20 protein-coding genes are annotated in these 20525 nt (G+C 50.2%); all 20 read left to right on the top strand.

The window, feature by feature from the left end:
- Window positions 1-155: 155 nt before the first annotated feature.
- Window positions 156-1313 carry an ADP-forming succinate--CoA ligase subunit beta gene (sucC, locus tag AC4G46_RS19595; RefSeq protein WP_068724042.1) on the top strand — a complete coding sequence of 386 codons (1158 nt, stop codon included), beginning with the start codon at window positions 156-158 and terminating at the stop codon, window positions 1311-1313.
- A 45-nt stretch (window positions 1314-1358) separates the two neighbouring features.
- Complete coding sequence (sucD, locus tag AC4G46_RS19590; RefSeq protein WP_491124183.1) at window positions 1359-2288, top strand: succinate--CoA ligase subunit alpha; 930 nt, start codon at window positions 1359-1361, stop codon at window positions 2286-2288.
- Window positions 2289-2514: 226 nt separating this feature from the next.
- Entirely contained in the window at window positions 2515-3633 is a 1119-nt protein-coding gene (dprA, locus tag AC4G46_RS19585; RefSeq protein ID WP_491124182.1) for a DNA-processing protein DprA, read from the top strand.
- An 88-nt stretch (window positions 3634-3721) separates the two neighbouring features.
- Window positions 3722-5818: a type I DNA topoisomerase gene (topA, locus tag AC4G46_RS19580; protein WP_491124181.1), complete on the top strand. Its 2097-nt coding sequence runs from the start codon at window positions 3722-3724 to the stop codon at window positions 5816-5818.
- Between the two features lie 26 nt (window positions 5819-5844).
- Complete coding sequence (trmFO, locus tag AC4G46_RS19575; protein ID WP_491124180.1) at window positions 5845-7203, top strand: FADH(2)-oxidizing methylenetetrahydrofolate--tRNA-(uracil(54)-C(5))-methyltransferase TrmFO; 1359 nt, start codon at window positions 5845-5847, stop codon at window positions 7201-7203.
- A gap of 119 nt (window positions 7204-7322) precedes the next feature.
- On the top strand, window positions 7323-7865 hold the full coding sequence (gene hslV, locus AC4G46_RS19570; protein WP_221797844.1) for an ATP-dependent protease subunit HslV: 543 nt from the start codon (window positions 7323-7325) through the stop codon (window positions 7863-7865).
- Window positions 7866-7898: 33 nt separating this feature from the next.
- Window positions 7899-9299 carry an ATP-dependent protease ATPase subunit HslU gene (gene hslU, locus AC4G46_RS19565; protein ID WP_491124179.1) on the top strand — a complete coding sequence of 467 codons (1401 nt, stop codon included), beginning with the start codon at window positions 7899-7901 and terminating at the stop codon, window positions 9297-9299.
- Between the two features lie 380 nt (window positions 9300-9679).
- The gene (gene flgB, locus AC4G46_RS19560; RefSeq protein WP_491124178.1) at window positions 9680-10087 is read left to right on the top strand and encodes a flagellar basal body rod protein FlgB; all 408 of its coding nucleotides are present in this window, start codon (window positions 9680-9682) and stop codon (window positions 10085-10087) included.
- Window positions 10088-10093: 6 nt separating this feature from the next.
- The gene (gene flgC, locus AC4G46_RS19555; RefSeq protein ID WP_491124177.1) at window positions 10094-10546 is read left to right on the top strand and encodes a flagellar basal body rod protein FlgC; all 453 of its coding nucleotides are present in this window, start codon (window positions 10094-10096) and stop codon (window positions 10544-10546) included.
- Between the two features lie 28 nt (window positions 10547-10574).
- Window positions 10575-10883, top strand: a complete 309-nt coding sequence (fliE, locus tag AC4G46_RS19550; RefSeq protein WP_491124176.1) for a flagellar hook-basal body complex protein FliE — start codon at window positions 10575-10577, stop codon at window positions 10881-10883.
- Window positions 10884-10916: 33 nt separating this feature from the next.
- Window positions 10917-12506 carry a flagellar basal-body MS-ring/collar protein FliF gene (gene fliF, locus AC4G46_RS19545; RefSeq protein ID WP_491124175.1) on the top strand — a complete coding sequence of 530 codons (1590 nt, stop codon included), beginning with the start codon at window positions 10917-10919 and terminating at the stop codon, window positions 12504-12506.
- A gap of 4 nt (window positions 12507-12510) precedes the next feature.
- Window positions 12511-13527 (top strand): flagellar motor switch protein FliG, encoded by a 1017-nt coding sequence (fliG, locus tag AC4G46_RS19540; protein WP_068724022.1) that lies wholly within the window; start codon window positions 12511-12513, stop codon window positions 13525-13527.
- Window positions 13520-14368 carry a FliH/SctL family protein gene (locus tag AC4G46_RS19535; RefSeq protein WP_491124174.1) on the top strand — a complete coding sequence of 283 codons (849 nt, stop codon included), beginning with the start codon at window positions 13520-13522 and terminating at the stop codon, window positions 14366-14368. Before fliG ends, AC4G46_RS19535 begins: the two co-directional genes overlap by 8 nt.
- Entirely contained in the window at window positions 14361-15674 is a 1314-nt protein-coding gene (fliI, locus tag AC4G46_RS19530) for a flagellar protein export ATPase FliI (protein ID WP_491124173.1), read from the top strand. Before AC4G46_RS19535 ends, fliI begins: the two co-directional genes overlap by 8 nt.
- Window positions 15675-15680: 6 nt before the next feature.
- Window positions 15681-16124, top strand: a complete 444-nt coding sequence (gene fliJ / locus AC4G46_RS19525; RefSeq protein ID WP_491124172.1) for a flagellar export protein FliJ — start codon at window positions 15681-15683, stop codon at window positions 16122-16124.
- Between the two features lie 18 nt (window positions 16125-16142).
- Complete coding sequence (locus tag AC4G46_RS19520) at window positions 16143-17093, top strand: MotE family protein (protein WP_491124171.1); 951 nt, start codon at window positions 16143-16145, stop codon at window positions 17091-17093.
- Window positions 17094-17121: 28 nt separating this feature from the next.
- The gene (locus AC4G46_RS19515; RefSeq protein WP_491124170.1) at window positions 17122-18645 is read left to right on the top strand and encodes a flagellar hook-length control protein FliK; all 1524 of its coding nucleotides are present in this window, start codon (window positions 17122-17124) and stop codon (window positions 18643-18645) included.
- A 26-nt stretch (window positions 18646-18671) separates the two neighbouring features.
- The gene (gene flgD / locus AC4G46_RS19510) at window positions 18672-19166 is read left to right on the top strand and encodes a flagellar hook assembly protein FlgD (RefSeq protein WP_491124169.1); all 495 of its coding nucleotides are present in this window, start codon (window positions 18672-18674) and stop codon (window positions 19164-19166) included.
- Window positions 19163-19546 (top strand): TIGR02530 family flagellar biosynthesis protein, encoded by a 384-nt coding sequence (locus tag AC4G46_RS19505; protein ID WP_491124168.1) that lies wholly within the window; start codon window positions 19163-19165, stop codon window positions 19544-19546. Before flgD ends, AC4G46_RS19505 begins: the two co-directional genes overlap by 4 nt.
- A 124-nt stretch (window positions 19547-19670) precedes the next feature.
- Window positions 19671-20489, top strand: coding sequence for a flagellar basal body rod protein FlgG (gene flgG, locus AC4G46_RS19500; RefSeq protein WP_491124167.1), 819 nt, complete (start codon window positions 19671-19673; stop codon window positions 20487-20489).
- Window positions 20490-20525 lie beyond the last annotated feature (36 nt).

The following is a 20525-nucleotide window of genomic DNA, read 5'->3' as shown; positions in this document are numbered from 1 at the left end:
TGAGGAAAGCGGAATTGAATCATGTTACAATATTCTGGGTTTCACTTTATATACTATAGGTAGGTGCAAATCTGTACCCCGCTGATCAAAACGGAATGCGGCATGGCTGCAGGCTGCCTGCAAAAGCCGCCGCAACACTTTAGGAGGCTTCCGGTATGAATATCCACGAGTATCAGGGAAAAGAAGTACTTAAGAAGTACGGCGTTGCCGTACCGAACGGAAAAGTTGCTTATACAGTGGAGGAAGCAGTAGAGGCTGCAGCATCACTCGGTACGCCGGTGGTGGTAGTGAAGGCTCAGATTCATGCTGGCGGAAGAGGGAAAGCCGGAGGGGTTAAGGTCGCCAAGTCTCTCGATGAGGTCCGCACCTATGCGGGAGAAATCCTCGGAAAGACGCTGGTTACCCATCAGACCGGACCGGAAGGCAAGGAAGTGAAACGGCTGCTCATTGAAGAGGGCTGCCAGATTGCCAAGGAATACTATATTGGAATTGTTGTAGACCGCAGTTCCGGCAGGGTGGTCATGATGGCCTCCGAAGAAGGCGGAACAGAGATTGAAGAGGTAGCAGCAACCCATCCGGAGAAGATTTTCAAGGAAATCATTGACCCGGCTGTAGGACTGCAGACCTTCCAGGCACGCAAGCTCGCGTACAGTATCGCTATTCCGAATGAACTGGTCAATAAAGCGGTCAAGTTCATGCAAGCGCTCTATTTGGCTTTTGTGGATAAAGATTGCTCGATCGCAGAGATTAATCCGCTTGTTGTGACCGCTGACGGAAATGTAATGGCGCTTGATGCCAAGCTGAATTTTGACTCGAATGCATTGTTCCGCCATAAGGATATTCAAGAGCTCCGCGACCTTGATGAAGAGGATGAGAAGGAGATTGAAGCCTCCAAATTTGATCTCAGCTATATTGCCCTCGACGGCAATATCGGCTGTATGGTTAATGGGGCGGGACTGGCAATGGCGACTATGGATATCATTAAATATTACGGCGGCGAGCCGGCCAACTTCCTGGATGTAGGGGGCGGTGCGACAACCGAGAAGGTTACCGAGGCGTTTAAAATTATTTTGTCTGACGACAAGGTGAACGGCATCTTTGTCAATATTTTCGGCGGCATTATGCGCTGTGATGTCATTGCTGAAGGTGTGGTGGAAGCCGCCCGGCAGCTTGGACTTACCAAACCGCTCGTCGTCCGGCTTGAAGGAACCAATGTGGCACTGGGCAAGCAGATTCTCGCCGGTTCCGGACTTAATATTGTGGCAGCAGACTCCATGGCGGACGGTGCCCGTAAAATTGTTTCTCTTGTGTAACCTAAGTCTCGTATTAGACAAACTAAGTAGGGATGTGACCAAACGATGAGCATTCTTGTAGATAAAAATACGAAAGTCATCACACAGGGAATTACGGGCTCGACCGGATTGTTCCATACCAAAGGCGCACTGGATTACGGGACACAGATGGTAGGCGGCGTTACTCCGGGCAAAGGGGGAACCTCTGTCAACATTACGCTCGAAAATGGAAGTGAGGTCAGCCTGCCGGTATTTGATACGGTCGTTCAGGCTAAAGCGGCCACCGGTGCAACGGCCAGTGTCATTTATGTTCCGCCTGCCTTTGCCGCTGACTCCATCATGGAGGCAGTGGATGCCGGACTGGAGCTCGTGATCTGCATTACGGAAGGTATTCCGGTACTCGATATGGTTAAGGTATCGCGTTATATGGAAGGAAAGTCCACTGTCCTTATCGGACCTAACTGCCCTGGCGTTATTACGCCTGGAGAGTGTAAGATCGGCATCATGCCGGGCTACATTCATACTCCTGGATATGTAGGGGTAGTCTCCCGCAGCGGAACTCTTACCTATGAAGCGGTGCATCAGCTGACGGAACGCGGAATCGGGCAGTCCTCGGCTGTCGGAATCGGCGGAGATCCGGTGAAGGGCTCGGAATTTATTGATATACTGAAGCTCTTTAATGAAGATCCTGGTACAAAAGCAGTCATTATGATCGGCGAGATCGGCGGAACGGCGGAAGAAGAGGCTGCACTTTGGATCAAAGAGAACATGACGAAGCCTGTAGTCGGATTTATAGGCGGTGTTACGGCACCTCCGGGCAAACGGATGGGTCATGCCGGGGCAATCATTTCCGGAGGCAAAGGCACTGCCAGCGAAAAAATCGCCGTGCTGGAATCCTGCGGAATCAAAGTAGCGCCTACACCGGCTGAAATGGGCTCCACCCTTGTAAGTGTTCTTGAGGAACGCGGCATTCTGAATGCTTTTACCACCCATTAATTTGGAGGCAATCAGGGTTCGCTCAAAAAATCATTGTGCTCTAATCTGTCAAGTAGTATGATTTGTTAAAGGTAAGCAACCTTTTATTCCTGCGCGCAGGGTAAAGGGTTGCTTTTTTTGCGTTTATATCCCCGGATTTCAGTTCTTTGCAGCGGCAGCTTGCTTTTTTTACAGCATTATCACAAAATAGGGAAGGTTGACCCTTCCATCTAAAGGGAGCGTTCACATGGACACACGTGATTTGTTATTCGGGCTGAATGAAGTGGAGGGGATTGGCTGGAAAAGCATCGACAAAATCCGCAGAGCGGGACTTTTGTCGGATCAGGCCTTTCATTACCGGACTGAGGATTGGCAGGAGGTCGGATTATCCGCGAAAATGTCACAGCGGCTGGCTGAGATGTTCGATGCCGGATGGGTGCAAAAGCGCCGCCTTTTAATGGAAGAAAGCGGTGCGGCGATGATTACTATTCTGGATGAGGAATATCCTGCAATGCTCAAAGAAACAGCCGAGCCACCCTGGGTGCTCTATTACCGCGGTTCCCTGAAGCTTGCTTCGCAGCCTGCTATCGCCATGGTGGGGACTCGGGTACCAACGGCTTACGGCCGAAAGATTGGGGAAATACTCGCTGGGCAGCTCAGCCGGTCCGGTCTTGCTGTAGTGAGCGGTCTGGCCCGCGGAATCGACAGCGTTTGCCATGAAGCTGCACTGGCTTGCGGCGGAAATACCGTAGCGGTTGTGGCTACAGGACTCGACAATGTCTACCCGCCCGAGAACCGGGAGCTGGAAAGGGAAATTTCACGCAAAGGGCTTGTGCTCAGCGAATATCCGCTGGGAACCAAAAGCCATCCGGGACTCTTTCCGCAGCGAAACCGGATTATCGCCGGCCTGACGCTGGGAACGATAGTTGTGGAAGCGGACAGCCGCAGCGGATCACTGATTACCGCCGATGCCGCCCTGGAAGCAGGAAGGGATGTGTTCGCCGTTCCCGGACCTGTAACCTCTCCCAAAAGCAGGGGGGCGCTTGAGCTGATTAAGCAGGGGGCTAAACTAGTAACCGGCGCCGAAGATATTTTGGAAGAATACATATCAATATTGCCTGTAAAAGAGGGGGAAACAGGCGGAAATCCGTCTTTTGACCCCGGGCGCGGAGACGGGCTCACCGAAAAGAAATTGACAAGTGAGGAGTCTCACCTATACCATATACTGCATCAAGGCCCGTTTACACTGGATGAGTTGCTCTCCAGAACAAGCTGGGATTTTGGACATTTGCATTCAGTTCTGTTATCTTTAATCATAAAAAAAGCGGTAACACAATTGCCGGGTGCAATTTATAAGGTAATTTAATATAGAAGGAACAGAGTTGAGCGTATTCCCTCCATCCCTTTTGCCGGAATGAGGGCCAGGCTCACATCACTTTTAGGAGGATTAACCTATGGCGGATACACTGGTCATTGTCGAATCGCCGGCCAAAGCGAAGACAATCGGCAAATATTTAGGCAGTAAATATATAGTAAAGGCATCTATGGGACATATCAGAGATTTGCCTAAGAGTCAGATTGGCGTCGAGGTAGAGAATGATTTCAGTCCCAAGTACATCACCATCCGCGGCAAGGGCTCTATTCTGAAGGAGCTTAAGGACGCCAGCAAAAAAGTGAAAAAAGTATATCTGGCGGCTGACCCGGACCGTGAAGGAGAGGCCATTGCCTGGCATCTGGCGCACGCGCTGGATCTGGATAATACCGAGGAATGCCGGGTTGTTTTTAACGAGATTACGAAGCAGGCGGTCAAGGATGCCTTCAAAACACCGCGCAAAATTAATATGGACCTGGTTAACGCCCAGCAGGCCCGTCGAATTCTTGACCGGCTTGTTGGCTACAAGATCAGCCCTCTATTATGGAAGAAAGTCAAAAAAGGCCTGTCTGCCGGCCGTGTGCAATCGGTAGCTGTTAAGATTATCATGGACCGTGAGAATGAAATTTCGGCATTTGTACCGACAGAATACTGGAGTATCACTGCGAAGCTGGGCATCAAGGGTACTGACTTTGAGGCAAAGTTTCATAAGCTGAACGGTGAGAAAAAAGAGCTTGGCAAGGAAAGCGACGTCCAGGAGGTTCTGGAAGCGATTAAGAATGCTGATTTCCGGGTAGCCGAAGTTAAGGAAAAGGAAAGACAGCGCCATCCTTCCGCGCCGTTTACAACAAGTTCTCTGCAGCAGGAGGCTGCGCGCAAGCTTGGTTTCCGCGCAGCCAAAACCATGTCAGTGGCCCAGCAGCTGTATGAAGGAGTAGAGCTCGGCAAGGAAGGTACGGTCGGTCTGATTACTTACATGCGTACCGACTCCACTCGGATCTCCACAACGGCCCAGGATGAGGCAAAGGAATTGATTCTGGCCAAGTACGGTGAGAAATTTGTTCCGGAAGCTCCGCGCCAGTATTCCAAAAAAGCTGCGGGTGCCCAGGATGCGCATGAAGCGATCCGTCCAACCTCGGCAATGCGTGAGCCCGAGTCCGTCAAGGAGTTCATGAGCCGCGATCAATTCCGCCTGTATAAGCTGATCTGGGAGCGATTCCTGTCCAGCCAGATGTCCTCTGCTCTTCTTGATACCCTCTCTGTGGATATTTCTGCAGGAACAGCGGTTTTCCGGGCTGTAGGCTCCAAAGTGTCCTTCCCCGGGTTTATGAAGGTCTATGTGGAAGGCAATGACGACGGAACGACTGACGAGGAGAAATTCCTGCCGCCGCTCAAGGCGGGCGACGAGCTCGACAAGCAGGGAATTGAGCCCAAGCAGCACTTTACCCAGCCGCCGCCGCGTTACACGGAAGCACGTCTGGTCAAAACGCTGGAAGAGCTGGGCATAGGCCGCCCGAGTACGTATGCCCCTACGCTGGAGACTATTCAGAAGCGCGGCTACGTAGCCATTGAAGAGAAAAAGTTTATGCCGACAGAGCTTGGCGAACTGATCATAGAGCAGATGGAACAGTTCTTCCCGGAAATTCTCGATGTAGAATTTACAGCCCACATGGAGGGTGATCTTGACCATGTGGAGGAAGGTGCGGAGGACTGGGTCAAAGTACTGGCCGGATTTTACGAATCCTTCGAGAAGCGCCTTGAATTTGCTGAAGAAGAAATGAAAGAGATTGAGATTGAAGATGAAGTTTCGGATGAGCTCTGCGAGAAATGCGGCAAGCCGATGGTTTATAAGCTCGGCCGGTTCGGTAAATTTTTGGCTTGCTCCGGATTTCCGGACTGCCGGAATACAAAGCCTATTGTGAAGGATATCGGGGTCACCTGTCCTAAATGCAACGAAGGCAAGGTTGTGGAGCGCCGCAGCAAGAAGGGACGTGTGTTCTACGGCTGTGACCAGTATCCGGGCTGTGACTTTGTATCCTGGGACCGCCCGTCGCTTAAACCATGTCCTGCTTGCGGCTCATGGATGATAGAAAAGCGCAATAAACAAGGCACCAAGCTTCAATGCACCTCCTGTGATCATACAGAAGCTGTGATTGAGAGCGAAGAATTAGCAGAATAATAGATTTTTAGCAGGAGGAAATGAATTTGAAAGACACAGCAAAAGTAACAGTAATTGGCGCGGGGCTCGCCGGCAGTGAAGCTGCCTGGCAGATTGCTTCAAGCGGGGTTCCCGTTAAATTATATGAAATGAGACCGGCGGTTAAAACGCCGGCCCACCATACCGACCAGTTTGCCGAGCTGGTGTGCAGCAATTCACTGCGGGCGAACGGACTGGGTAATGCAGTAGGAGTACTGAAGGAAGAAATGCGCCGTCTGAACTCGCTTGTGCTTGGAGCCGCTGACCGTCATGCAGTGCCTGCCGGCGGTGCACTGGCGGTGGACCGCGACGGATTCTCGGGAGAGATCACCCGCACCCTGCACGATCATCCGCTTGTAGAAGTTGTTAATGAAGAGCTGACCCGGATTCCGGAGGAAGGCATTGTCGTTATTGCCACCGGCCCGCTAACCTCCCCGGCATTGTCTGCCGAGATCAAGGCACTCCTTGGTGAAGAATATTTCTACTTCTACGATGCGGCAGCACCGATTGTCGAGAAGGACAGCATTGATATGAGTAAGGTCTATCTGGCGTCCCGGTATGACAAGGGTGAAGCGGCCTATTTGAACTGTCCGATGAATGAGGAAGAATTTGACCGTTTCTATGATGCCCTGATTACTGCCGAGACTGCAGCGCTCAAGGAATTTGAGAAAGAAATCTATTTCGAAGGCTGTATGCCGATTGAAATTATGATGAAGCGCGGTAAGCAGACAGCGCTATTCGGACCAATGAAGCCGGTGGGACTTTTGAATCCCCACACCGGGAAGCTTCCTTACGCGGTTGTTCAGCTGCGTCAGGACAATGCTGCCGGTACGCTCTACAATCTGGTGGGCTTCCAGACACATTTGAAATGGGGCGAGCAAAAGCGCGTATTCTCCATGATTCCAGGCCTGGAGAATGCCGAATATGTCCGTTATGGCGTAATGCACCGCAATACGTTTATCAATTCGCCTAAGCTGCTGCATCCGACTTACCAGATGAAGGGACATGAAAGACTGTTCTTTGCCGGCCAGATGACAGGCGTTGAAGGTTATGTCGAGTCTGCCGCATCCGGTATGATTGCCGGAATCAACGCAGCCAGAGCGGCGCTTGGTGAGGAAGGGCTGGTATTCCCCGGAGACAGCGTACTGGGCAGTATGCCGGCCTACATTACTTCCGCTGATCCGGAGCATTTCCAGCCAATGAACGCCAACTTTGGGCTGCTGCCTAAACTGGAAAAGAAAATCCGCAACAAAAAAGAAAAGAATGAGTTGCTTGCTCACCGTGCGCTGGACAGCCTGGCAGCATTTGCGAGCCGGACAGGCCTTACCTATAAAGAACCTGAGACTGCGGAGTCAGAGCAGTCATAATTTGAAGTTTGCACAGCATAAGCTTATGATTTATAGAGGATGAACTTAGGAATGCTATGATCTTCATTCTTAAGTTCATTTATTTTAGCGGTAAGTTTATTCTAGGAGGTTGCCAAACTATGTTACCCAGCTTTCATGCAACTACTATTTGCGCCGTAAGACATAACGGTCATGCTGCAATCGCAGGCGACGGACAGGTTACCTTTGGCGAGAGCGTCATTATGAAGACTACCGCCAAGAAAGTACGCCGGCTGTACAGAGGACAAGTCATCGCCGGCTTTGCGGGTTCAGTAGCCGATGCAATCACCCTGTTTGAAAAGTTTGAAGGCAAACTTGAAGAGCATCACGGCAACTTGCAGCGTTCAGCTGTCGAGCTGGCTAAGGATTGGCGTCAGGACCGCATTCTGCGCAAGTTGGAGGCGCTGATGATCGTGATGGATAAGGAGGGCATGCTGCTTATCTCCGGCAACGGGGAGATCATTGAACCTGATGACGATGTGCTTGCTATCGGCTCCGGCGGCAATTTTGCGTTAGCCTCGGGCCGGGCACTGAAACGTCATGCGGCGAATCTGAGTGCGGCAGAGATTGCCAGGGAGGCACTGCAGATTGCATCCGAAATTTGCGTGTATACCAATTCAAATATTATCGTTGAACAATTGTAGGCACGGTGCCACAGAAAGAGGGAGGAAGTCGTAATGGTGAATCAATCGCTCACACCCCGCCAGATCGTCGCTGAACTTGATAAATATATCGTCGGCCAGAAACAGGCCAAAAAGTCGGTGGCAGTTGCCCTTCGCAACCGTTACCGCCGCAGCAAACTTAGCGAAGAGCTGCGTGATGAGATTGTACCCAAGAATATACTGATGATCGGTCCTACCGGCGTCGGAAAAACCGAAATTGCCCGCCGGCTTGCCAAGCTGGTCAATGCCCCCTTTATTAAAGTTGAAGCTACAAAGTTCACTGAAGTAGGTTATGTGGGCCGTGATGTTGAATCGATGGTCCGGGATCTTGTGGAGACCTCTATCCGCATGGTTAAGCTGGAGCGGACGGAAAAGGTGAAGGACCGGGCAGAGGAGCTTGCCAATGAGCGGATCGTCGCAATTCTCGCACCGTCCTCATCCAAGAATAAATCCCAGCGTAACCCGTTTGAGATGATCTTCGGCGGGAACAGCGGTAGTGCCGAAGACAGCAAGGAAGAGCCTGAGGACGGCAGTCTGAGTGAACGACGCCGCGGAATCAAGTTCAAACTGCTGGCAGGACAGCTCGAAGAAGACATCATCGAAATTGACGTGGAGGATACGGCTCCGACGATGCTCGATATGTTTGCCGGCCAGGGCAATGATCAGATGGGGATGAATATGCAGGAGATGTTCGGAAGCCTTCTGCCCAAACGCACCAAAAAACGCAAGCTGCCTATTAAGGAGGCTCGCAAGGTACTGATTCAGGACGAGGCGGCCAAGCTGATTGATATGGACGATGTCATCCAGGAATCGGTGGCCCGTGCGGAGCAATCCGGCATAATTTTTATTGATGAGATTGACAAGGTGGCCAGCCAGGGGAAAGGCTCCGGGCCTGATGTTTCCAGGGAAGGCGTGCAGCGCGATATTCTGCCTATTGTCGAGGGCTCTACGGTAATGACCAAATACGGCCCTGTGAAGACCGACTACGTGCTGTTTATCGCAGCCGGAGCGTTTCATATCGCCAAGCCTTCAGATCTGATTCCCGAGCTTCAGGGGCGCTTCCCGATCCGGGTAGAGCTGAGTAGCCTAACCCTGGAGGATTTTGTGTCCATTCTGACCGAGCCACAGAATGCGCTGACCAAGCAATACGTAAATCTGCTCAAAACAGAGAATATCGAGATTCAGTTCAAGGACGAGGCCATTCAGGAGATCGCCAGAATTGCTGCTTCTGTCAATCAGAACATGGAGAATATCGGAGCCCGGCGTCTGCACACCATTCTGGAGAAGCTGCTGGAAGACCTTTCTTTTGAAGCGCCTGAGCTGACGCTTGAGACTATGGTCATTACACCGGAGTATGTTCGCGAAAAATTGTCAGGAATCGCGCAAGACCGCGATTTAAGTCAATACATCCTGTAAAACAGGCGACAATTAGAAAAAGCTTAAAATTTAGGCATATAGAATTAGTGGCTTGCATGAAAGCCCGGAAAAACGGTCAATTCGTGCAATATAATGCCAAATAATAGAATATTATGGTGAATAAATGTTAAATAATTGAAAAACCATGCTTTAAGCCCTCTCTTTTCTGAAAAGATAGGGCTTATTTCTTATTGTAATAATATACAAATTCTACGAGAATCAAAGTATGTGAGATTGCCAATAGAATCATCCATCGACACCTTTCGACTACTTGCTTAAAAGAACGGCAAGAAAAATAGCTTTTTTTGTCGAAACAAGCAGGAATCCTTAAGATGTTGTGGAATTCTTTTCATTATGATAGCTTTGGAAGGGGGATTTCCATGGGTTTGCTGAACAGTGTCAGTTTTCAGAGATTGCAGGGCGGTCTTGAGGCTGCCACGAAACGACAAAGTGTCCTAGCTAATAACATAGCCAATGCGGATACGCCGGGATTTAAACGCTCTGATGTTTCTTTTGAAAGTGTACTTGCCGCGCAGGAAAACGGAGCGAAACCGACGCTGGGTGCGAAGGTAACGGATTCCCGCCACTTCCAATTCGGTTATGTTTCCGGTGTACCATCTGCAGTCGTTAGTAAGGATGCATCTACTTCGATGAATAATAACGACAATAATGTGGATATGGACCGGGAGATGGCGCTCAGTGCTGAGAATCAGCTCAGATATAATTCGTATATCGAGCAGCTGAACAGCCAGATTACTATGATGCGTACAGTTGTGCAGGGAGGGTAATATATAGTGAACTTTGGTAGCAGTTTTGGAATCAGCGCTTCAGCCTTAACCGCCCAGCGGCTCAGAATGGATGTCATTTCCTCCAATATTGCTAATGCCGAGACAACCAGGGCTTCCGTAGTAGACGGTAAGGCTGTACCCTACAAGCGTAAGCTTGTCGTTCTCGGAACAGAGCAAAATAACAGCTTTTCGAATATTTTAAATTCAAAAATGAATAGCGGTAACGGGACTGAGGGCGTCAAGGTGCAGTCAATCATCGAGGATTCCTCACCTTTGAAGCCGGTCTACAATCCGTCCCATCCGGATGCAGACACTGAGGGCTATGTGTACATGCCTAACGTCGACCTGACCAAAGAGATGGTGGATATGCTGTCTGCTTCCCGTTCTTATGAAGCTAACGTGACGATGCTGAATGCATCCAAGGCAATGGTAAGCAAGGCGCTCGAAATCGGAAAATAAGCTTAACTGACATTTAGGAGGGTAATCATTGATACAGAATTTTATGATTGGAACACAAGCCGTTCAGCCGCTTGCCATGAAGTCCGTAACTGCACAGGCGGGAACAGTGACCGGTTCCGGTCAGAGCTTTGGCTCTTATCTGGAGGATGCATTGAATCAGGTGGCTGCCCAGGAGCAGCAGGCCAAGGATATGAGCAACAAATTCGTTTTGGGGGAAGTCAATATCGATGAGGCGATGATTTCTTCACAACAGGCATTGCTGAGTTTGCAGCTGACTACACAAGTCCGGAACAAAGTGATTGAAGCCTATCAGGAAATTATGAGAACTCAGATCTAAATAATCTAGCTTAGTTTCGGATGGGGTGACACTGTGAATGAAAGATTGGCCCAATACAGGGAGAAGGCAGTCCAGTATTGGAACAGATTCAGCGGTAAACAAAAAATACTATTTTTCTCTACTCTTTTTATCATCATCATCATAGTCGTAGTTTTGACAATGCAGCTATCGAAAACGGAATACGAAGTGGCTTTTCGGGATTTGGATAATACGGACTCTGCAGGAGTCATGACCTACCTGGATTCCGCAGGGATTCCTTACCGGCTGAGTCCGGATGGCAGAAGTATTTCAGTGCCAAGCACCCAGGCAAACCGCATTAAGGTGGATATCGGTTCTCAGGGGATTGTGCAGGAGGGCTCGATCGGATACAAAGTCTTTGATGAGTCTTCATCCATGATCGGAACGACAGACAGCGAGTTTAATGTTAAGTACAACAATGCGCTGAATGGGGAAGTTGAGCAGCTGATGAGGCGGATGCAGGGGATCAAGGATGTCAAAGTACTGATTACACTCCCCAAAGAGACTGTTTTCGTCGCACAGGAGGGTCAGGAGCAGGCTTATGCATCTATCGTGCTTACATTCGATCCGGGATTCAGGCCGTCACAAGATAATATTGACGGATACTTTAACCTTGTGAAGACAGCCGTACCCAATTTGCCGGTTGACAACATTACGATCGCTAATAATGAAATCGAATTGATGCCGACAGCCAAAGGCGGCCAAGCGGGTGTATCTAACCAGGTTGAAGAAAACTTTACCCTTCAGAAAAAATTTGAAGAGGAAGTCAAAAAGAATGTCAAGCAGTTTCTCAGTACACTAACAGGTCCTGATAAAGTAGATGTTCTGGTCTTTTCTAAGTTGAATTTTGATAAGGAAAGCAGGAAGGAAGACCTCGTTACACCTGTGGATACGGAGAATATGCGAGGGATTGAGATAAGCTCACAGATTATCAGTAATACCTATTCGGGTCAGGGTAACACGACCGGGGGAGTTGCCGGTACAGGATCGCAAGATGTCTCGGGTTATCCTTCGGGGACGGACACAGGCACCTCTACTTCTGAAGAATCTTCGGAGACAAGAAACTATGAGGTTAACCGGATTACAAGGGATATCATCGCAAGCCCATATACTGTTAAAGATTTAACCATTAATGTCGCAGTTGAACCACCTGCCGGTCAAACAACTTTGGATGAGGCGACTTCAGGTGCAATCCAGAATATTCTGGTCAACATTGTGCGGGCTTCACTGGCGGATTCAGGAGTCACTTATACAGACGCTGATTTGACCAAAAAAGTTTCGGTGTACTCGCAACAGTTCGGTGGCACCACCGCTGAAACTGCGACTGGCGGGCTGGCAACGTGGATGATCTGGGCAATTGCAGCAGCAGCGCTGCTTGTTGGTGCAGGCGGCGGGTTCCTGATTTACCGGAGCCGCAAGAACAAGCAAGAGGAAGAAGTGGAAGAAGACATTCCGCTGCAGGTTCCTACCGAATTCCCGTCCATTAACTTGGAGAGCGTGACTAACGAAAGTCAGGTTCGCAAGCAACTGGAAAGCCTCGCTAAGAAGAAGCCGGATGAATTCGTAAACCTGCTGCGTACATGGCTTGCAGACGAACAGAGGTGAACTAATGGCAAAAGCTAGCCAGCAGGGTCTCAGCGGCCGCCAAAAGGCTGCAATCCTGCTTATCACACTAGGGCCCGAGGTATCGGCGCAAATATTCAAACATCTACGAGACGAAGAAATTGAACAGCTCACTCTGGAGATAGCCAATGTCCGCAAGGTGGACAGTGTGGAAAAAGAGTCGATCATGTCCGAGTTTCATCAGATCTGTCTCGCACAGGAATATATTTCACAAGGCGGTATTAACTACGCCAAAGAAATTCTGGAGAAAGCACTGGGCTCAACCAAGGCACTTGAAGTCATCAACCGTTTGACAGCAACGCTGCAGGTCAGACCTTTCGATTTTGCCCGCAAGGCTGACCCTAACCAGATTCTGAATTTCATTCAGAATGAGAATGTCCAGACAATCGCCCTGGTTCTGTCCTATCTGCAGTTTGAACAGGCTGCCAGCATTCTGTCCTCCCTTCCGCAAGAGAAGCAGGCTGAGGTAGCAAGAAGAATTGCGATAATGGACAGCACCTCGCCTGAGGTTGTTACTCAGATTGAACGGGTGCTGGAACAGAAGCTTTCGGCTACCGTGACCCAGGATTATACAAATGCCGGCGGTATCGAGTCTATCGTCCAGATTCTGAACGGGGTTGACCGCGGAACTGAACGTACCATTCTCGATTCGCTTGAAATCCAGGATCCGGAGCTGGCTGAAGAGATTAAAAAGCGGATGTTCGTGTTCGAGGATATTGTCAATGTGGACAACCGTTCAATCCAGCGCATCATCAAGGATATCGAAAATGCCGACCTTCAGCTGGCACTCAAGGTTGCAAGCGAAGAGGTGCGGGATGTTATTTTCCGCAATATGTCCAAACGGATGGCCGAAACCTTCCGCGAGGAAATGGAGTACATGGGACCTGTGCGGCTGCGTGATGTCGAGGAAGCTCAGACCCGTATTGTAGGAACGATCCGCAGACTTGAAGAATCTGGTGAAATTATCATCGCCCGTGGCGGAGGAGATGACATAATTGTCTAAGCTGATTAAACACTCCCAATATGTTCCGGTAGATGTGCTAAAGCGGCTGGAACAGGCCAGACAGAATGCCGGAATTGCCGAGGAATCCGTTTCGGAGGAAACGGCAGGTGAGGTGCATTATCATGACCCGGCTCGAGAAGAAGCAGAGCAGAGCCGTAGGCAGATGCTGAAGGATGCTCAGCAATTTGCTGAAGAACAGGTGCGCAGTGCATCTCTGGAAGCTGAAAATATTGTGGAATCGGCACGGACGGAAGCAGAAGAATGGTGGCGGCAGCGCCGGGAACAGGACGAGCATCTTATAGAGGCAGTTAAATCAGAAGCTTTTGAGCAAGGATATCAGGAGGGTCTCACACAGGCCGGGCATGAAATGGCTAAACGTATGGCTGAAATGATGGAAGAGGCACGTGCGGTATTACAGGAAGCCTACAGGGCGCGTGACGTGATTATTCAGGAAGCCGAGCCTTTCCTGGTAGAGCTGAGCTGCTCCATCGCCGAGAAAATTGTGGACAAGCAGCTTACCGTTGAACCGCAGTTTGCCATGGATCTGATCCGCAAAAATCTGGCGCGCAAACGTGAGCAGGGTCTTATCTCCCTGTGTGTCTCACCTTCACAGTTTGCCTTTGTCAATGCTGCTAGGGAAGAGCTCGCACTTGCTGTAGATTCTCAGGCTGAGCTTCAGATTTTGCCGGATTCGACTGTGAAGGATATGGGATGCGTTATCCGGTCCTCCTTCGGCAGCATCGATGCCCGGATTGATACGCAGCTTGCCGAAATTAAAAAATCGCTGGTAAGAATCGCGCTGGACTCCGACGAGCAAAGAAATGGGGAAGCCGATGCTTGACAGTGGACGTTATAAAGAATATCTAAGGAACTTCGATCCGGTAAGAATTAACGGAAAAGTTACCCAGGTTATTGGGCTGATGGTAGAGTCTGAAGGGCCGGATGCCAGCATCGGGGATGTATGCTACATCTATCCTGCGAAAGGCAACAAACCCCTGCAGGCTGAGGTAGTGGGATTCAGAGACAACAAGGTGCTGCTGATGCCGCTTGGTGAATTGCAGGCTATTGGTCCAGGCTGTGACGTGGTTGGTACAGGCAAACCGCTAAGCGTGCAGGTGGGTTCGGAGCTGCTGGGCAAAGTGCTTGACGGGCTTGGACAGCCGCTGGACGGCTCGCTGATTCCGGCACGGATGCCGCATAGCTCGACCTTCAATATTCCGTCCAATCCGTTAACCCGTCCAAGGGTGCATGAGCCGATCAGCATTGGAGTCAGAGCCATAGATGGCCTGCTTACGATTGGTAAAGGACAGCGCGTCGGCATCTTTGCCGGTTCAGGGGTCGGCAAGAGTACACTTATGGGGATGATTGCCCGTAATACCTCGGCTGATGTCAACGTGATTGCGCTGATCGGCGAACGGGGAAGAGAAGTGCTTGACTTTATAGAGCGGGATTTGGGACCTGAGGGCCTGCAGCGGTCGGTTGTCATTGTAGCCACATCGGACCAGCCGGCGCTGATCCGGATCAAGGGGGCGCTTATCGCCACTACCATTGCCGAATATTTCCGTGACCGCGGGCTTAACGTTATGCTGATGATGGACTCGGTAACACGCTACGCAATGGCCCAGCGCGAGGTGGGGCTTGCCGTCGGTGAACCGCCCGCTATGAGAGGCTACACGCCTTCTGTCTTTGCCAGTCTTCCCAAGCTGCTGGAACGTGCGGGGACAGGTCCTACGGGCTCTATAACTGCTTTCTACACGGTCCTCGTTGATGGTGATGATATGAATGAGCCGATTGCCGATGCTGTGCGCGGAATTCTCGACGGCCATATTGTCCTTAACAGAAACATTGCAAATAAAGGCCATTTCCCGGCTATCGATGTGCTGGCCAGCATCAGCCGTGTAATGAAGGACATTGCTCCCGAGGAGCAGATTGCAGCAGCAGAGAATGTGAAGCGGCTAATGGCTGTATATAAGGATACCGAAGACCTGATCAATATCGGGGCCTACCAGCGCGGTTCTAACGCGCAGATAGACGAGTCAATGCACTACATTGATAGTATATGGGAATTCACCAGACAAAAAGTGAACGAGAAGGTTACTCTGTCAGAAGTTCAGCAATCTTTAATTTCACAGTTCTCAAGGAGTTGATAGGCAATGAGGTTCCATTATACTTTTCAAAAAGTTGTGGACTTGAAGGGCAACGAGAAAACACAGGCGGAGTGGATGCTCTCGACTGCACTTGGAGAACTGCAGGCACAGGAAAAAAGCCTTGATGAATTACTGATTCAGCGCAGTTCGCTGCTGCTGTCGCTTCAGAGCGCAGCCGAGCAAAGAACACCTATGGCCAAAATTATTGAAATGCAGAATTATGTGCAGTATCTGGACACCTGTATTGCCCGTAAGCATACGGACATCAACAGGGCTCATCAGGAGGTTCAGCATAAGCAGGACCACCTTAGCACGAAAGTGCTGGATGAGAAGGTCTGGCTGAAAGCCAGAGACAAGGCGAAGACGATTTTTCAGCAAAATATGATTCTACGGGAACAAAACGAACTGGATGAGATGGCTACCGTCCGCTTCGCGATGAAATCCCTCTAACCCGGGAGGTTTCCGCTAGTGGCTAATAATGATTTGGAACTAGAAAACGAAGAGTCAGCAAGCAAATTCGAGCGGTTTTTATTTTTGATGATCCCTATTATTTTTACCCTCGTGCTGCTTGGTGTGCTGCTGACTCTTTTTAATATGGATATCCGCAACAAAGCGCTGGAAGTGGCCAACAAGATTCCCGTAGTGAATCAATGGATTCCTGATCCGGCTGTCCAGCCCGGAAGTGAAGCGGCAGAGGAAGAGGCGACTTCCCCGAATGAGGAGCAGGCAGAAAGCTCGGAATCCACGATCAAAGAGCTGAAGGCCCAGCTTGCCGAAAAGGATTCACAGCTGAAGCAAATCAATGAAGAAAAGACGGCACAGACTACCCAGGTCGAAGCATTGCAAAAGCAGATTGATACCATGACAGCAGAAGCCGCCGCCGCAGAGGCAGCCACGGAGGAAGAGGATCCCTACCAGGATAAAGTAACTGAACTGGCCAAGCTTTATTCGGGGATGAAGGCTTCCAAGGCAGCACCGATTATGGAAAATTTGACTACTGAGGAGCAGGTGCAGATCCTTAGTGCAATGAATACAGCGAGCAAAACGGCCATTCTGGAAAAAATGGATCCGCAAAAAGCTGCAGAAGTATCAATTAAGCTAAAAGAAACAACAAATTCAACCGATATGGCTATTGCAGCCCTTCAATCAAGACTCAAACAGGACCAGGCAGGTACGGCTGCAACGCCTGCAGCTACCGCTAATCTGGACCAGGAAAAGCTTAGCCAGACGTTCACTTCAATGCCTGCTGCGGAAGCAGCAACGTTGCTGAGCTCAATGTACAGTGTCAGTCCCGACAAGGTTATCACGGTGCTGAATACAGTGGGTGACTCTGTTAGATCCTCGATCCTGGGTGAGATGACCAAAAAGGACAGCGCACTTACTGCAAAAATTCTAAACCGTCTAATGGGCGGTAAATAATAGTCCTGAGAGGAGGTGAAAAACAAAGATGAGTTTAGTTATACCATCATTTTCAGGCGGCAATATGCTGCAGGCTAACGGGACTGCCGGAGCAGGCGGAACAGCCGTTACATCCGGAACAACAGCTTCCGCGGGGGGCGCTTCAACAGCCCAGCCGTTTGCTCAGACCCTGATTCAGACGATGACCGGAGCAACCGGCAATGCTGAAACGACTGTTCAGACCGGAACAATGGCTTCACTGCTTCAAGGTCTGCTGGCTGCAGTGCAGTCCGGTGATGAAGAGACCAGCGGTACGGTTGAAGTCAAGCATATAGAATTGTTGAAGAGTCTTACAGAGGACATGGATAAGCTTGATGAGAGTCTGAGCGCTGATCCTGCTCTGCTGGCGGCTCTCCAGGGCTGGCTGACGCAGGTTGCCCAGTTGCTGTCTGGAACTGCCACACAAGGCAAAGGAGAATCCGGTGAAGCCACAGTAACGGCTGCATTGCCGGCGCTTGACCAGATGCTTACGGTTACTGGTACATCTGGACAGGGAGAAAAAGCTGCTGAAGGCACTGTGACGGCTGCATTGTCGCCGCTTGCCCAGAACGCTGAGACTATCCGTTTTGTTGTGCAGGATGAGCTTAACAGCCTGGTCACTATGCTGCAGCAGGCAGCAGTGAATGGAGACGAAGCATTGGCCACCCAAGGCGCCGAGCTTCTCAAGCAGTTTTCGGCAATCCTGGATGAAGCGATTGTTCCTGACAATAAAACCAAAGGCAAAAACTTGAATAATGTGGAGGCTCCTGTACAAGGCAAGCATTCGGAGATTGGGGCTAAAACGCAGTCTGCTGATAAAACAGTCCCGGTACTGGTTGATCCTTCCGTAAGCGCCAAGACTGGTGAAGAGACACCTGACACACTGGTGACCAAAGCGGCTATAGGCGGAAGCAGCCAGCAATCTGCAACAGCAGAGGAACCCCTGACTGAGGCGGGGGCAGCCGAAGACAACAATGATGTATTGACTGCCGGACAATTGTCAATCAGAGAAGGCCTTACAGCACCACTAAAGGCTGAAACAGCCCGGGTACCGGTCACCCAATTTGCTCAGCAGATGGATACATTCATTAGCGGCAAGCTGGAAATCGTCCGCAAGGGCGGAGTTGCAGAGGCCGTTATAACCTTGTTCCCCGAAAATCTGGGACAGGTCGATGTTAAGCTCACTATGCAGAACGGCAATCTGATTGCCCAGTTCGCAACTACACATTCCGGCGCAAAGGAAATGCTGGAGCAGCAGATGAGCCAGCTGCGGGCAGCCCTCCAGTCGCAGGGAATTCAAGTGGAGAAGCTCGAGGTGACACAGAATAATACACCGCTTTTCTCACAATTCAATGGACAGCAGGGACGCCAGCCGAATTCAGGAGGGCAACAAAACGGTCACTCCAGAGACCGCCGCGAGGATATTGCTGATGCAGTGCTTGCAGCTGAGCTGAACGGTGAATTTAAGGAATGGGCCGCTAATAGTGGACAGGACGTCCGTAACCCGGATGGAAGGTTCTCGGCCGAAGCATAGTTTAATGAAGAGCGAGGTGAAGAAAGATGGCATCAACCAATCTGGTCTCCAACAGTGACCAGTGGAATTATGTGGCGAATACTTCCGGAACCGCCAAAACAACCGGAAACTCCACACTTGGTAAAGACCAGTTCCTGAAGATTCTGATCACACAGCTGCAAAATCAGGATCCTATGCAGCCGATGGAGGACAAGGAATTTATAGCCCAAATGGCGCAGTTCTCATCTGTTGAACAGCTAATGAATATTTCAACCCAGCTTACGGCAATGAATCAGTCATTGGGTTCTGTCTCCGGCCTGATCGGCAAGGAGATTACATGGACTGATGCTTCGACAGAACTGCCGAAGACAGGTAATGTTGAATCAATTGTTGTCAGCAGCGGGGTACAGTATGCTGTTGTAGGCAGTGAGCGTATTGCTCTGACGGACGTCACCCAAATTAAGAACGCAGCTCCAAAAGTGGATACTGTCAGCAGCACCGAGTCATCAGGGAGCAGTGAGGAGAGCGGGGCGAGCATATGAGTGAACGGCTGACTATAGGCCAGCTGTATCCCGGTACAGTCCACCCCCAGGTGCTTCAGAGATCACAAACGGTTAAAAATGCTGCCGGCACTGAAGCCAGCTTTGAGAGCGTATTGCAAAAGAATATGCTTAAGTTCAGCAATCATGCCGCCAAACGGCTTGAGCAGCGGGGAATTGAGCTTGGCAGCCGCCAGCTGGATCAAATATCGAATGCAGTAGAGAAGGCAGCCGCCAAAGGCAGCAAGGAATCTTTGATCCTGATGAAGGACATGGCACTGATTGTCAGTGTACCGAACCGAACAGTGGTTACAGCGATGGATGGCAGTTCTATGAGAGACAATGTCTTTACGCAAATTGACAGTGCAGTGATTATATCCTGACCGGCCGGTCCTAACCGGAGAGCCGGAATGGCCGCCGACCGACTGACGCGGCCATCACAGAATGAATTTGTATCATTACTAATCGAAGAGTCAGGCTGACTCTTAATCCAGGAGGACAATAACAATGTTAAGATCTATGTATTCAGGCGTTTCAGGTATGCGCGGATTCCAGACAAAGCTTGATGTTATCGGTAACAACATTGCCAATGTGAATACAATCGGCTTCAAATCCGGGCGCGTAATGTTCAAGGATGTTATGAGCCAGACCACCTCTGGCGCATCTGCACCAGTTGATGGCGGACAGGGCGGAGTGAATGCCAAGCAAATCGGTCTTGGTGTCAGTGTTGCCTCTGTGGACACGCTTCATCTCTCTGGGAGTGCAATGACCACTAACAATCCAACGGACCTGCGGATTGATGGGGACGGTTTTTTTCTGGTAAGTTTATCTGGAGATCAGGAAACACCTTTTCTGACGCGAGCCGGAGATTTCAAGGTTGATGCGAACCGAAACCTGGTGAATTCTGATGGTCTGCATGTACTAGATTCCGATGGTGCCGCGATTGTCTTGGATGAGGGTGCTACGGCATTCTCGATCTCCAGCGACGGCACAATTGTGCAGACATTAGCTGATGGTACGACAAATTCGGATTTGGTGATTGGAGTAGCTAAGGTCAGTAACCCGCAGGGTCTGGAAAAAATAGGCGGAAACCTGTTCCGGATGACGCTCAATGCCAATGCTGAAGGTGAGCTTGCTCCGACAACTGCGAACAATACCGAGGTGGGCACGGGCTCGATCGTATCAGGCCAGCTGGAGATGTCCAATGTCGATCTGACCGGCGAGTTTACGGAAATGATTGTAACACAGCGCGGTTTCCAGGCGAATTCCCGGATCATCACCACTTCCGATGAAGTTCTTCAGGAAGTTGTAAACCTGAAACGCTAATTTATTTAAACCAGCATCATAAACTTGTTGTGTAAC

The sequence above is a fragment of the Paenibacillus sp. fava2 genome (genome assembly GCF_058313675.1).
This window is presented reverse-complemented; position numbering and strand designations above follow the sequence as displayed.